At 67.2% G+C, this 13,746-nt stretch carries 10 protein-coding genes; 6 read left to right on the top strand and 4 right to left on the bottom strand.

Going from position 1 to position 13,746, the window contains the following annotated elements:
• Positions 1 to 79: 79 nt before the first annotated feature.
• From EV283_RS10180 to EV283_RS10190, 3 genes are all read left to right on the top strand, one after another.
• Positions 80 to 3,535, top strand: coding sequence for a YadA-like family protein (locus EV283_RS10180; RefSeq protein WP_130324902.1), 3,456 nt, complete (start codon positions 80 to 82; stop codon positions 3,533 to 3,535).
• Between the two features lie 168 nt (positions 3,536 to 3,703).
• Complete coding sequence (locus EV283_RS10185) at positions 3,704 to 4,411, top strand: alpha/beta fold hydrolase (RefSeq protein WP_242615902.1); 708 nt, start codon at positions 3,704 to 3,706, stop codon at positions 4,409 to 4,411.
• Positions 4,412 to 4,633: 222 nt separating this feature from the next.
• Entirely contained in the window at positions 4,634 to 6,481 is a 1,848-nt protein-coding gene (locus tag EV283_RS10190; RefSeq protein WP_130324906.1) for a M2 family metallopeptidase, read from the top strand.
• Between the two features lie 253 nt (positions 6,482 to 6,734).
• On the opposite strand, the gene EV283_RS10195 is transcribed toward EV283_RS10190, so the two are convergent.
• The 3 genes from EV283_RS10195 to EV283_RS10205 all read right to left on the bottom strand — a co-directional run bounded on the left by EV283_RS10195 (position 6,735) and on the right by EV283_RS10205 (position 9,429).
• Positions 6,735 to 7,250 carry a hypothetical protein gene (locus tag EV283_RS10195; RefSeq protein WP_130324908.1) on the bottom strand — a complete coding sequence of 172 codons (516 nt, stop codon included), beginning with the start codon at positions 7,248 to 7,250 and terminating at the stop codon, positions 6,735 to 6,737.
• Positions 7,251 to 7,321: 71 nt separating this feature from the next.
• Positions 7,322 to 8,758, bottom strand: coding sequence for an AMP nucleosidase (locus EV283_RS10200; RefSeq protein ID WP_130324910.1), 1,437 nt, complete (start codon positions 8,756 to 8,758; stop codon positions 7,322 to 7,324).
• 191 nt (positions 8,759 to 8,949) lie between these two features.
• On the bottom strand, positions 8,950 to 9,429 hold the full coding sequence (locus tag EV283_RS10205) for a peroxiredoxin (RefSeq protein ID WP_130324912.1): 480 nt from the start codon (positions 9,427 to 9,429) through the stop codon (positions 8,950 to 8,952).
• Positions 9,430 to 9,538: 109 nt separating this feature from the next.
• Here EV283_RS10205 and EV283_RS10210 point away from each other — a divergent pair, with 109 nt between their 5' ends.
• The 3 genes from EV283_RS10210 to EV283_RS10220 all read left to right on the top strand — a co-directional run bounded on the left by EV283_RS10210 (position 9,539) and on the right by EV283_RS10220 (position 12,645).
• Entirely contained in the window at positions 9,539 to 10,099 is a 561-nt protein-coding gene (locus tag EV283_RS10210; RefSeq protein ID WP_130324915.1) for a YqgE/AlgH family protein, read from the top strand.
• 220 nt (positions 10,100 to 10,319) lie between these two features.
• On the top strand, positions 10,320 to 11,741 hold the full coding sequence (gene ahcY / locus EV283_RS10215) for an adenosylhomocysteinase (RefSeq protein ID WP_055877589.1): 1,422 nt from the start codon (positions 10,320 to 10,322) through the stop codon (positions 11,739 to 11,741).
• Between the two features lie 400 nt (positions 11,742 to 12,141).
• Positions 12,142 to 12,645 (top strand): SRPBCC domain-containing protein, encoded by a 504-nt coding sequence (locus EV283_RS10220; RefSeq protein WP_130324917.1) that lies wholly within the window; start codon positions 12,142 to 12,144, stop codon positions 12,643 to 12,645.
• 39 nt (positions 12,646 to 12,684) lie between these two features.
• Here EV283_RS10220 and EV283_RS10225 read toward each other — a convergent pair whose 3' ends face one another.
• A complete protein-coding gene (locus EV283_RS10225) occupies positions 12,685 to 13,359 on the bottom strand; it encodes an acyloxyacyl hydrolase (protein WP_130324919.1) in 675 nt (224 codons plus the stop codon).
• Positions 13,360 to 13,746 lie beyond the last annotated feature (387 nt).

Here is a 13,746-nt window from a genome sequence, read left to right on the forward strand (position 1 = left end):
CCGGTAGTCGGACCCGAAGACGGTCGGCCATCCGGAAGTGTTCGCGCTGCCTGTGCAGCCGCCAGTGGAGGATTGTTCGATGTACCAAGCGTTTGTTCGCCCGCATGTCGCCGCTACCGAGTCCCGCGCCGTCGCGACGATGCCTTCCGCCAGCGCCGTGGCGGGGGCTGGCAGGAGCAGCCGCGCGCTGCGCCGGCTGCGCGCCGGGGTGTCGCTGATCGGGGTGGCGGCAACCACGCTGTTCGCCGCGCAGACCGCCTCGGCGCAGACGGTAACGCCCAACATCGTCAGCGCGTGCTCGGGCGTCAGCTTGCCGCGGTCGGTGGTGACAGACATCCTGCGGCCGGTGATCAACGGCGTCGTCGATCCGATCCAGTCGACGGTCAACCCGATCCTGGGAAGCGTCAACGCGGTCATCTCCGTGCCGCTCGTCTCGGCGCTCGTGCCGCCGCTGACGGTGTCCAACCTCAACATCAACGCGACCGGCCTGCTGGACAATGCGGCGAACGGCAGTCCGATCACGCTGCAGGTCCTGAACGCCAACGGCACGGTCGTCGGGCCCGCGGATCGCTGCGACACGCAGGCGGACAGTTTCTCGCTGCGGACGCCCGCCGGGATCGCGATCGGCGGCAACCGGATCACCGGGCTCGGATCGACGGGTCTCGACGCGGTGGCGGGCGAGGCGAACTCGGTGGCGTTCGGCAATTCGGCGGCGACCGCGGCGACCGCGGCGGGATCGATCGCGTTCGGGACTCGCGCGGTGGTCGGCGGGGGCGCGACCGGGGCCATCGCGCTTGGCACCGATGCCAGCGCGACCGGCGTCAACGGCGTCGCGCTCGGCGCTGGCAGCGTCGCCACGCGTGCGCCGCAAGCCGGCTACACCGCGATCGGGCTCGCGGGCGTGCAGAATTCGGCCGGCGAGGTGTCGGTCGGTTCGGCAGGGCTCGAACGCCAGATCACCAATGTCGCCGCCGGAACCGCGGCGACCGATGCGGTCAATGTCGGGCAGCTGGCGGGCGTGCAGGCGCAGATCGGCACGCTCGCAACCGGTGCCGTGCAATATAACAGCGCCGCGCAGGACCGCGTGACGCTGGCAGGAGCCGCGGGCACCACGATCGACAACCTTGCACCCGGAACGCTCGGGGCGGCATCGACCGAAGCAGTGAATGGCAGCCAGCTGTTCGCGACCAACACCAATGTCACGAACCTGACGACGAGCATCGCCAATGGCGGGATCGGCGCGGTGCAATATACGAATGCGGCCACGCCGACTGTGCCGAACGGTGGCGTGCCGAGCAACGACGTCGCGCTGGTCGGCGCGGCGGCGGGGCCGGTCGGGCTGCACAACGTGGCCGATGGCGTGGTCGCGGCCGGCTCGACCGATGCGGTGAATGGCGGCCAGCTGGCGACCGTGTCGGGGCAGGTCGGCGGGCTGTCGGCGCTGGCGGTTCAGTATGACGATACGACACGGGCGCGCGTGACGCTGGGCGGCGTCGGCACGGGGGCGGCCCCCGTCGCGCTTGGCAACGTCGCAGCGGGCGCTCTTGGCGCTGCCTCGACCGATGCGGTCAACGGCAGCCAGTTGTTCGCGACCAACACCAATGTCACGAACCTGACGACGAACATCGCGAACGGTGCGATTGGTGCGCTGCAATATTCGAGTGCGGGCGCGCCGACGACGCCGAACGGGGGCGTGCCGTCGAACGACGTGACTTTGGTCGGCGGTGCCGCGGGTACGGTCGCGTTGCACAATGTCGGCGACGGCGTGGTCGCGGCGGGATCGACCGATGCGGTTAATGGCGGCCAGCTGGCGAGCGTGTCGGGGCAGCTCGGCAACCTGGCCGCGCTCGCGGTGCAATATGACGATCCGAGCCGGTCGCGCGTGACTTTTGGTGGGGCAGGTGCCGCACCGGTGGTGCTGGGCAACGTGGCGGCGGGAACGCTCGCCGCGGGATCGACCGAGGCGGTCAATGGCGGGCAGCTCGCCGGGCTGGGCACGTCGGTCGCGGCGAGCCTTGGCGGGGCGTCGACCTATGACGCGGCGACCAACAGCGTGCTGGCGTCGATCGGGTTTGGCGGCGTGCGCTATGGCAGCGTGCAGTCGGTGTTCGACGCGGTCGACGGTGCGGTCAATGGCGGGGCGGGGATCCGGTATTTCCGGGTGCTCTCGACGCGTGGCGACGGCAGCGTGACGGGCGTCGACAGCCTTGCGATCGGCCCGGAGGCGACTGCGAGCGCGGCGAACAGCGTTGCGATCGGCACCGGCGCCTCGGCATTGCGCGGCGGGACGCTCGGCTATGCGGCGCTGGGGCTGGGCGGGGTGCAGAACTCGGTCGGCGAAGTGTCGGTCGGGTCCGCGGGTGCCGAGCGGCAGATCACCAACGTCGCGGCAGGCACCGCGGCGACCGATGCCGCCAATGTCGGGCAGGTCGCCGGTGTCGCAGCGCAGGTCGCGGCGCTCGGCACCAGCGCGGTGCAGTATGACGATGGCGCCAAGACCAGCATCACGCTGGGCGGCGCCGGGGGCACGACGATCACCAATGTCGCGGCGGGCAGCCTCGCCGCGGGATCAACCGATGCGGTCAACGGATCGCAGCTGAACGCGACCAACGTCCAGGTCGCGAACAACACGACCGCGATCACCAACCTGGGCAACCAGATCAGCAATGGCGGCACCGGTCCGGTCCAATATTCGAACCCCGGCAGCGCGACCACGCCGAACGGCGGCACGAGGACCAACGACCTGACGCTGGTCGGCGCGGCGGCAGGGCCGGTGGGGCTGCACAACGTCGCCGGCGGAGCGATCGCCGCGGGATCGACCGACGCGGTCAATGGCGGGCAAGTGTATGCGCTGGCGCTGACCACCGCGAATGCCGTGTCGTACAACACCGATGCGACGGGTGCGCGGACCAACACCGTGACGCTGGCCGGGGGTAATGCGGCGGCACCGGTGACCGTGGCGAACGTCGCGGCGGGTACGCTGGCGGCCGGCTCTGCCGAGGCGGTGAATGGCGGGCAGCTCTACACGACCAACCAGGCGGTCGCGGCTGCGCAGGGGACGGCGGACAATGCCTTGGCGCTGGGCGGCAACTCGGTGCAATATGGTCCGTCGCGGACCAACGTGACGTTCAATGCGGGTGGTCAGGCGACCGTGCTGAGCAACGTCGCGGCGGGCGTGTCGACCACCGACGCGGTCAATGTCGGGCAGCTCAACTCGGGCATCAACTCGGCGGTGACTCAGGCCAACGCCTATACCGACGGGCGGATCGCGGCGCTCGACTTCGACCTCCGATCGGTCCGCCGCGACAGCTATGCGGGGACGTCGGGCGCGCTGGCCGCCGCCGGGCTTCCGCAGGCGTACGAGGCTGGCAAGGGCATGCTCGCGATCGGCGGCGGCACCTATGCCGGGCAATCGGCGGTCGCGGTCGGCATGTCGAAGGCGTTCCATGACGGCCATACCGTGGTGAAGCTAAGCGGGACTTATGACTCGCAAGGCAAGGCCGGGGCGTCTGGGGGGATCGGCTATCAGTTCTGACACCCCCTAAGATAGACGTGAGCGGGCGGCCTTCGGGTCGCCCGTTTCGTTCGCGGGCGTTGACAGACGGCGCGTCCCCTACGAACTGGCGGCAAACCATAGCAGGATGAGACCGTGGCCAGCACCCCGAGCGAGACGCAGTATTTCGACAGCTTCGACGGCACGCGGCTGGCGTGGCGCGAGCTTGGCGAGGGCCGGCCGGTGGTGCTGATCCACGGCTATTTCTCCGACGCGAAGACCAACTGGATCCGCTACGGCCATGCCGCGAAGATCGCCGCCAAGGGCTTTCGCGTGATCATGCCGGACCTGCGCGCGCATGGCGAGAGCGGCAAGCCGCATGGGCTGGAGGCGTATCCGGCGGATGCGCTGACGCAGGACGGGCACGCGCTGGTCGCGCATCTCGGGCTGACGGACTATGATCTGGGCGGCTATTCGCTGGGCGCGCGGACGACGTCGCGGATGCTCGCGACGGGGGCGACGCCGCGGCGGGTGATCTTCTCGGGGATGGGGCTTGCGGGGCTGACGCAGACGTCGCGACGCGCAGGCCATTTCCGCAACATCCTGACCAAGCTCGGCGAGCATGTGCAGGGGACGCCCGAGTGGCTGGCCGAGGCGTTCCTGAAGACCACCGGCGGCGATCCGGTGGCGCTGCTCGGGATCCTCGAGACGTTCGTCGACACGCCGATCGAGTCCGTCAAGGCGATCCAGCAGCCGACGCTGGTCGTGTGCGGGGCGGAGGACCAGGATAACGGGTCGGCACCGGATCTGGCCGCGGTGCTGCCGCATGGCGAGTATGTCGAGACGCCCGGCGGCCATATGAGCGCGGTGGTAAAGCCCGAGCTGGGGCAGGCGATCGCCGATTTCCTGGTGCGGTGACGCGCACGGGCACGGGCACGCTTTCCGCCACCTCTTCCGTCATCCTGACGAAAGTCAGGACCCAAGATCACGGGCGCTGCCGTGCTTGGCTCTGGGTCCTGACTTTCGTCAGGATGACGGGGGGCGGGCGGGCGGAGCGGGGATGGGGCTGACACTGCCGATCGCGGGTTGACCACGGCGCGGTCGAGCCGCCATCAGTGCCCCGCATAAAAGGGGATGATGATGGTTCGGTTCAGTGTTTCGATGTTCGCTCTGGCTGGGGCACTGTGCGCAGTGCCGTCCGTCGCCGGCGCGCAGGCTGCCGTTGCAGCGACCCCCGCTCCAGCGGGCAAGCCGACCGTCGCGCAGGCGGATACGTTCGTCGCGGAGGCGGAGCGCGTGATGGCGGCCGCCTCGATCGACGCGAGCCGCGTGGCGTGGGTCAATGCGACCTACATCACCGACGACACCGATGCGCTGGCGGCGAAGTCGGGCGCGGAGATGACCGATCTCGGGGTGAAGTACGCGCTGGGCGCCGCGCGCTATGCGTCGCTGCCGGGGCTGTCGTTCGATACCAAGCGCAAGCTCGATCTGCTGCGCGGCGGGCTGACGCTGCCCGCGCCGACGCGGACGGGCGCGTCGGAGGAGCTGTCGACGCTCACCACCAAGATGTCGTCGTCCTACGGCAAGGGCATGGGCACGCTCGACGGCAAGCCGATCAACGGGTCGGACATCGAGGCGGCGATGGGCTCGGTGCGCGATCCGGCCAAGCTGACCGAGATGTGGACGAGCTGGAACGACAAGGTCGGCGCACCGATGCGCGGCGACTATGCCAAGATGACCGCCATTTCGAACGAAGGCGCGCGCGAGCTCGGCTACAAGGACGTCGGTTCGCTGTGGCGCTCGGGCTACGACATGACCCCCGAACAGTTCGCGGCGCTGACCGATAAGATCTGGAAAGAGGTCGAGCCGCTCTACATGGCGCTCCACACCTACACGCGGTGGAAGCTGAACGAGAAGTACGGCGACGCGGTGCAGGCGAAGACCGGGCCGATCCGCAGCGACCTGCTCGGCAACATGTGGGCGCAGGAATGGGGCAATATCTACGACATCGTCGCACCCAAGGGGGCAGGCGACGTCGGCTATGATACCGGCGACCTGCTCAAGGCGAAGGGCTATGATCCGCTCAAGATGGTGAAGCAGGGCGAGGGGTTCTATTCGTCGCTGGGCTTCGCAGCGCTGCCGGAGACGTTCTGGAAGCGGTCGCAGATCACCAAGCCTGCCGACCGCGACGTGATCTGCCATGCCTCGGCCTGGGATCTCGACAACCAGGACGATATCCGGATCAAGATGTGCACGAAGGTGAACGCGGACGATTTCGTCACGATCCACCACGAGCTTGGCCACAATTACTATCAGCGCGCGTACAAGGCGCAGCCCTTCCTCTACAAGAACGGCGCGAACGACGGCTTCCACGAGGCGATCGGCGATACCGTCGCCTTGTCGATCACACCCGATTACCTGGTCAAGATCGGGCTGCTCGATGCGGCGAAGGTGCCGAGCGCGGACAAGGACATCGGCCTGCTGCTGCGTCAGGCGATGGACAAGGTCGCGTTCCTGCCGTTCGGGCTGCTGATCGACAAATGGCGCTGGGGCGTGTTCTCCGGGCAGATCCCGGCAACCGGCTATCAGGCGGCGTGGGATCAGCTGCGGCTGCAATATCAGGGGATCAAGCCGCCGGTCGCGCGTGACGAGACCAAGTTCGATGCGGGCGCGAAATACCATATCCCGGCGGCGGTGCCGTACACGCGCTACTTCTTGGCGCGCGTGTTGCAGTTCCAGTTCTACAAGGCGGCGTGCGACCAGTCGGGCTGGAAGGGGCCGCTGCATCGCTGCTCGTTCTACGACGACAAGGCGGTCGGCACGAAGCTGAACGCGATGCTGAGCATGGGGCAGTCGAAGCCGTGGCCGGATGCGCTGCAGGTGTTCACGGGTAGCCGGCAGATGTCGGGCGCGGCGCTGGTGGCGTATTTCGCGCCGTTGAAGGCGTGGCTTGATGTACAGAACAAGGGCAAGCCGACTGGGTGGTGAGTGGGGGGTGCCGTCTCTAGTTCCCCCGCGGAGGCGGGGGCCCAGGCCGCGATTGCGGTGCTTGGTTTTAGCTGGGCCCCCGCCTCCGCGGGGGAACATGCGAAATGCTTGGTCGCCTACCACCACCCCGGCGAAGGCCGGGGCCCAATTGGGACGTCCTGAGTAACGGCGAACATCGCTCCTTACCCTCGTCCCCCAATTGGGCCCCGGCCTTCGCCGGGGGGGAGGGAACAGGCCAATTAGCAGATGGCAGTTATTCCGGGACCGAACCCGGATCGGCGATGCCGGCGGCGAACGATTTTGACGAGTCGGTTCCGTCGGGCTGATGGGCGTGCTCGGGCGCCGGGGCGGGCTTTGGTAGTCGTGGGAGCTTTGGCGTGCTGCCGCGCAGCGTGAGCAGCGCGCCGATCGCGGCGCCGGCGACGGCGACACCGCTGAAGATCGCCGCAGCACCCCATTTGCCGCGCGCCTTGTCCGCGGACTTTACGACCGGAGCGAGCGGCACGATCGGGCGTGCCGAGGCTGGCCGCGGTGTGCTGCGCTTGGTCGAGCGTGGTTTCGGGACCGGTTTCGGCACGGCCTTTCGCGGGGTCGATTCCGCGGACGACTTTGCCTCGGATGTGGGCTTTATCGAAGCCGGTTTCGACGGCGCGACCGGCTTGGCGGTCGAGGTCGCGGCGACCGACTTGGGCGCGCTGGTCTTGCGAGGGGCACGGCGCCGGGTGACGGGCTTCTTGCTGTCCGTCTCTGGTGGGTCGGTGTCGGCCACGGCAATGCTCCCTCAGAAATGATTGCGGATGCGTAACGCATTGGTACGCGATCCGCTCCGTATGTGCGCGCTTAGCGGAAGGGCGGCTCGTCGAACGCGCGCAGCTTGCGGCTGTGCAGCTTGGCGCCCTCGAGCCGCAACTGCTCGCACGTCTCGATGCCGATCCGCAGATGCTCGCTGATCGCGCGTTCGTAGAAGCGGTTGGCCTGGCCCGGCAGCTTCAGCTCGCCGTGGAGTGGCTTGTCCGAGACGCACAGCAACGTGCCGTAGGGCACGCGGAAGCGATAGCCCTGCGCGGCGATCGTCGCGGACTCCATGTCGATGCCGACCGCACGCGACAGCGAGAAGCGCAGCGCGGACTTCGAATAGCGCAGCTCCCAGTTGCGATCGTCGGTGGTGACGATCGTGCCGGTGCGCAGGCGGCGCTTGAGCTCCTCGCCCGACTGGCCGGAGACGATCTCGGCCGCCTTGGCCATCGCGACCTGGACTTCGGCGATCGCGGGGACCGGGATTTCGGGCGGCAGCACGTCGTCGAGGACATGGTCGTCGCGCAGATAGGCGTGGGCGAGGACATAGTCGCCGATCCGCTGGCTGGGGCGCAGGCCGCCGCAATGCCCGATCATCAGCCACGCCTCGGGGCGGAGCACCGCGAGATGATCGCAGATCGTCTTCGCGTTCGACGGGCCGACGCCGATGTTAACGAGCGTAATGCCGGTGCGATCGTCCGCCATCAGGTGATAGGCGGGCATCTGGTGGCGCCGCCATGCGCTGTCGGAGATGATCTTGTCGATGTCGTCGCCCGACGAGATGGTGATCCCGCCCGCGCCCGACAGGCTGGTGAAGCGGCTGCCTTCCCCCAGCTGCGTGCCGGCCCAGCGGACGAACTCGTCGACATAGCGGTGATAGTTGGTGAACAGCACGAAGCGCTGCGCGTGCTCGGCGGGCGTGCCCATGTAATGGCGCAGGCGCGCGAGGCTGAAATCGGTGCGCAGGCCGTCGAACAGCGCCAGCGGGCGCGTATCGTCCTGCGCGACCCAGATACCGTCGGCGATCTCGTCGCCGATATGCGCGAGGTCGGTGGCGGGGAAGTGGCGCGACAATTCGGTGGCGGACACCTCGTCGAGGCTCAGCGCGTGGCCGGGCTCGATGACGTAGGGGAACGGGATCTCCTGGCGGCCTTCGACCGCTTCGACGGTGACGTCGTAATCCTCGATCAGCAAGGTGAGCTGTTCGATCAGATATTCGGCGAAGATCGCGGGCTTGGTGACGCTGATCTTGTACTCGCCGGGCGTGACCATGCGGCCGAACGAGCGCAGCGGGGTGGGACGGTCGACGCCGCCCTTATAGGTCAGCCGGATCTCGGGATAGGCGAACGAACCATCGGTGCGGCTGGCGGGATCGGGGACGGTGCCGTCCGCGATATAGGCGCTCATGGCCTGTTGGAGGCGGCCGACGGAGGCGCGGTAGAGGCGGTCGAGGTCGGCGACGAGGTCGGATGCGAGTGTCATCGCGCAGTGTTACGCGGGCGAGGTTACCGTGGCAAGACCATCCAAATCCTCCCCGTGTCGCGTCCGTCATTCCCGCGAAGGCGGGAATCCATATTGGCTGGCGTCACGGTTTACTTACCGAGATTCGCCAATCTGGATCCCCGCCTGCGCGGGGATGACGGAGCTGGATAGCAGCCCGTATCCCGCCGGGATCAGATCTCGCTGAGGAGATGCTGGGCCGAGCTGACCTTGAACTCGCCGGGGGCCTCGACGTTGAGCTGCTCGACCACGCCGTCGTTGACGAGCATCGAGTAACGCTGGCTGCGCGTGCCCATGCCGAAGCCCGAGCCATCCATCGTCAGCCCGATCGCCTTGGCGAAATCGGCATTGCCGTCCGCGAGCAGCGTGATGTCGCCGGCGCCCGCCGACTTGCCCCACGCGCCCATCACGAACGCGTCGTTGACCGACACGCAGGCGATCTCGTCGACGCCCTTGGCCTTCAGCTCGGCCTCCTTCTCGACGAAGCCGGGGAGGTGCTTGGCCGAGCAGGTCGGGGTGAACGCGCCGGGAACCGCGAACAGCGCGACCTTGCGGCCCTTGAAGAAGCTGTCGGTATCGACCTGGTCGGGGCCGTCTGCCGTTGCCTTGACGAGGTTGGTGGTGGGAAGCCGGTCGCCGACGCTGATCGTCATCTGAAATCTCCTGTCGCCGCGAGGTGGTCGCGCGCGAGCCGTACCTTGGACTCAGGCGTACGTATTTCAAGCGTGGCGGGCGCCGGTCTGCGCCGCTATGTTCCAACGCATGGACAAGACGGCCTTTCTTTCCGGACAATTCCTGCTCGCGATGCCGGGGATGAGCGACCCGCGCTTTGCTCGCGCGGTGATCGCGATGTGCAGCCATGACGAGAATGGCGCGATCGGCATCGGGCTGGGCGCGACGATCGACGGGCTGGGCTTTCACGACCTGCTCGAACAGTTCGGGATCGAGCCCGGCGATGCACCCAACGCGCCGGTGCATTTCGGCGGCCCGGTCGAGCCGCGGCGCGGGTTCGTCGTGCACTCGTCCGACTGGGGCGGGCAGGATAGCGTCGACGTCGCGGGGCGGTGGAAGTTGTCGAGCACGGTCGACGTGCTGCGCGCGATCGCCGAAGGGCGCGGGCCGTCGCAGTGGGTGGTGGCGCTGGGCTATGCCGGCTGGGACGGCGGGCAGCTCGAGGGTGAGCTGTCGCGGCCGGGGTGGTTCAACGTGGCGGGGGATACCGCACTGCTGTTCGATACAGGGGCGGAGGATCGCTGGACGCACGCGTTCGCGCAGGCCGGGGTGGACCCGCGGTTGCTGGTGGCGGAGACGGGGCGGGCGTGACCCTGTTCTCCTGCGAACGCAGGAGCCTAGGGTAACGAACGGCGTCCTTCGCGACCCTGGGCTCCTGCGTTCGCAGGAGAACGAGATGGCCGCATCTCATCCCAGGCCGTCATATAAAGATATCTTTATATTTGATCTGGCGCCGCCGACCGCCTAAGATGCGGTATCCGGCACGGGCATGAGGCTCGCCGATCAAAGATTATTCCCAGGAGATATCCTCGTGGCCACCACCCTAGCGCCCGCGAAGACGGATTACGTCGTCGCCGACATCAGCCTTGCCGATTTCGGCCGCGCCGAGATCAACATCGCCGAGACCGAGATGCCCGGCCTGATGTCGCTGCGCACCGAATTCGGCGCAGCGCAGCCTCTGAAGGGCGCGCGCATCACGGGCTCGCTGCACATGACGATCCAGACCGCGGTGCTGATCGAGACGCTGACCGCGCTCGGCGCCGACGTCCGCTGGGCGACGTGCAACATCTTCTCGACGCAGGACCATGCCGCCGCCGCGATCGCCGCATCGGGCGTGCCGGTGTTCGCGATCAAGGGCGAGAGCCTCGCGGATTATTGGAACTATGTCGGCGACATCTTCTCGTGGGATCGCGACGTCGAGGGCCAGACCGCCAACATCATCCTCGATGACGGCGGCGACGCGACGATGTTCGCGCTCTGGGGCGCCAAGCTCGAAGCCGGCCACACGATGCCCGAGCCCGAGAACGAGGAAGAGGTCGAGATGCAGCGTGCGCTGAAAGCGTATGTCGCAAAGAACCCCGGCTATCTGACCGAGACCGTCAAGAACCTGAAGGGCGTCTCGGAAGAGACCACCACGGGCGTGCACCGCCTGTACGAGATCGCCAAGAAGGGCGAGCTGCCGTTCCCCGCGATCAACGTCAACGACTCGGTCACCAAGTCGAAGTTCGACAACCTCTACGGCTGCAAGGAATCGCTGGTCGACGCGATCCGTCGCGCGACCGACGTCATGCTCGCCGGCAAGGTCGCCTGCGTCGCCGGTTTCGGTGACGTCGGCAAGGGCTCGGCGCAGTCGCTCCGCAACGGCGGCGCGCGCGTGATGGTCACCGAAGTCGATCCGATCTGCGCACTGCAGGCGGCGATGGAGGGCTTCGAAGTCGTGACGATGGAAGAGGCCGTGACCCGCGCCGACATCTTCTGCACCGCGACCGGCAACGCCGACGTCATCACCGCCGATCACATGAAGGCGATGAAGCCGATGTCGATCGTCTGCAACATCGGTCACTTCGACTCGGAGATCCAGATCGCCGCGCTGTCGAACTATGACTGGACCGAAGTGAAGCCGGGCACCGACCTGGTGAAGTTCCCGGACGGCAAGCAGATCATCATCCTGGCGAAGGGTCGCCTGGTGAACCTGGGTTGCGCCACCGGTCACCCGTCGTTCGTGATGTCGGCCTCGTTCACCAACCAGACGCTCGCGCAGATCGAGCTCTGGACCAAGGGCGAGAACTACAAGAACGAAGTGTACGTCCTGCCGAAGCACCTCGACGAGAAGGTCGCGATGCTGCATCTCGAGAAGCTCGGCGTGAAGCTGTCGAAGCTCTCCGACAAGCAGGCCGGTTACATCGGCGTGCCGGTCGAAGGCCCGTTCAAGCCGGACCATTACCGCTACTGATCCTTGGGATCCCGTAGCGTTTTGAAAGCCGCGTCCGCCACCAGGCGGGCGCGGCTTTTTCGTTGCGCCTTGTTCGGGGTTGGCTCCCGACGTCCGCGCAAGTCCCGCGCGGCGCAAGGGATCGGGCGACCGCCGCGGGATCGGGTCACGTGCGCCGCGTGGACGTGCGGCACCAGTCTTGCCGACACGGTCCTGATGGCGCAGACTGACCTCGACCAGCGCATGCAAGTCCTCGAGCGGGCGACGCACTTCGCCCTGCAGACCGTCGGACGTCCGGGGGTAGCGAAGCCCGGCGGTAGGGCCGCGGCGCGCAGGGGAGGGGATCGACGCGGACCGAACGCTCTTCGAAGATCAGCTCACAGCATTGGACGACATCAGCGGTTGGATGAAGGACAAGCCGATGGATACGCGCGTTGACCATCCCGGGTCTGGCACGATCGCCGCGACGGTCGAGCGCAGGGGTGACCGGGCGCTCGTCGTCACGCGGCGGTTCAGCGCTGCACCCGCCACGGTGTACAGGGCGTGGCGCGAGCCCGCGCTGTTCCGGCGCTGGTGGGTACCGGACTCGATGCCCGGCGTGGCGCTGATGGCGTGTGATCTCGACGTCCGAACCGGCGGCACATACCGCCTGGAATTCGGCGCCGGGGGGACGGACACCATGGCGTTCCACGGCAAATATCTGGACGTGGTGCCAAACGCGCTGATCGTCTGGACCAACGACGAGGGGGAGGCGGGTGCCGTCACCACCGTGATCTTCGAGGATGAAGGCGGGGCGACGCGACTGACGCTGCGCGAGGTCTATCCTTCCGAGGCGGCGCGTGAGGACGCCCTACAGGGCTCGGCCGCCGCACTGCCGGAGCAGCTGGAGCAGCTCGGCGCGCTGTTGCTCAGCATAAGCGAGTAACCAGGGACTGACGGACGGCTTTGTCGATCGCTCGGCGCTTCATCGCCCCAGCGTTCGCACGAGTCGAAGGCCGATATTGTCGATGCCGGGATTCCGTTTCGAGAACAGACCGGCATGGCTGAAATGCTCCCAGCTTGCCTCGACCGCCCAGCGCTCGCTGACGCGGACGCCGATCGAAGCGTTGGGGTTGAACAGCACGGGCGATCCGAACGACGTGCGGCGCGAGGAGATCTGGCGTCTGCGATGGACCTCGCTGGCCGTCAGGTCGTTCGCGTACGGATCGGGGGTGAAGCTATAACCGTCATGAACGGCGATCCCGATGCCGGCCTGACCATAGAGCCAGCCATGCAGGGTGTCCTGCCGCCACTCCTGGCCAAAGCTGGCAAAGTTGGTGCGGCCGCCGGTGCTGACCTGGATCTTGGCGGTAAGCCGCGGCTTCAAGAAGAAATGCAGCGGCGGGCTCCGGTACGTGAACTGGACGTCGGCCGTGCAGTTTTCCTTCTTGGCCCCATAGATGCGGCCGATCCTGCGCGTGGGCATGTCGAGCGTCATCCTGCCCGACAGCGGATGGAAGTTGGCGGCATGCTCGAGCACCCCGACGGCGATCTCGGACCCCGCCAAAAAGGCGGGAACGTCCGAATAATCCTGTGCCGTCGCCGAAGTGGAGGCGAGCGCCATCGCTGCGCCCAACGCGCCTTTTTTCAATCGGTTCATGTGAGATCCCTTGCCAATTGGCTGGCTTGAAATCTTTATAGGCGCGACGTGGCGCCCAGCTTCGGTCCGGCAAAAAGAATATCATTTTGGATGGAGTTTGCGCTTTCCCGGAGGCGGGAGTGGGTCGGTAGGAAGCGGCAAGCCGCCGAGGACGGGGGGCGCGTGATCCCGCGCGGCGCCCATGCCTCCCGCCTCCCGGACGCCCATGCCGGATCTTTTATCGCCAATGAATTTAGGGATTCCGTAGGGTTTTCGAGCCCCGCCTCCCGCGTCACGCCATTGCGTCGCTTTCGTTGCGCAACCGTGTTGCGGCGATGTCACACTTTCGTAATGTTTCGTCGCACGGATTGAAAAATAGACAGGAAGCGTGTCCTTCCGCCCCCAGTA

This window comes from Sphingomonas sp. BK036 (assembly GCF_004216825.1).
Classification (GTDB): Bacteria; Pseudomonadota; Alphaproteobacteria; order Sphingomonadales; family Sphingomonadaceae; genus Sphingomonas.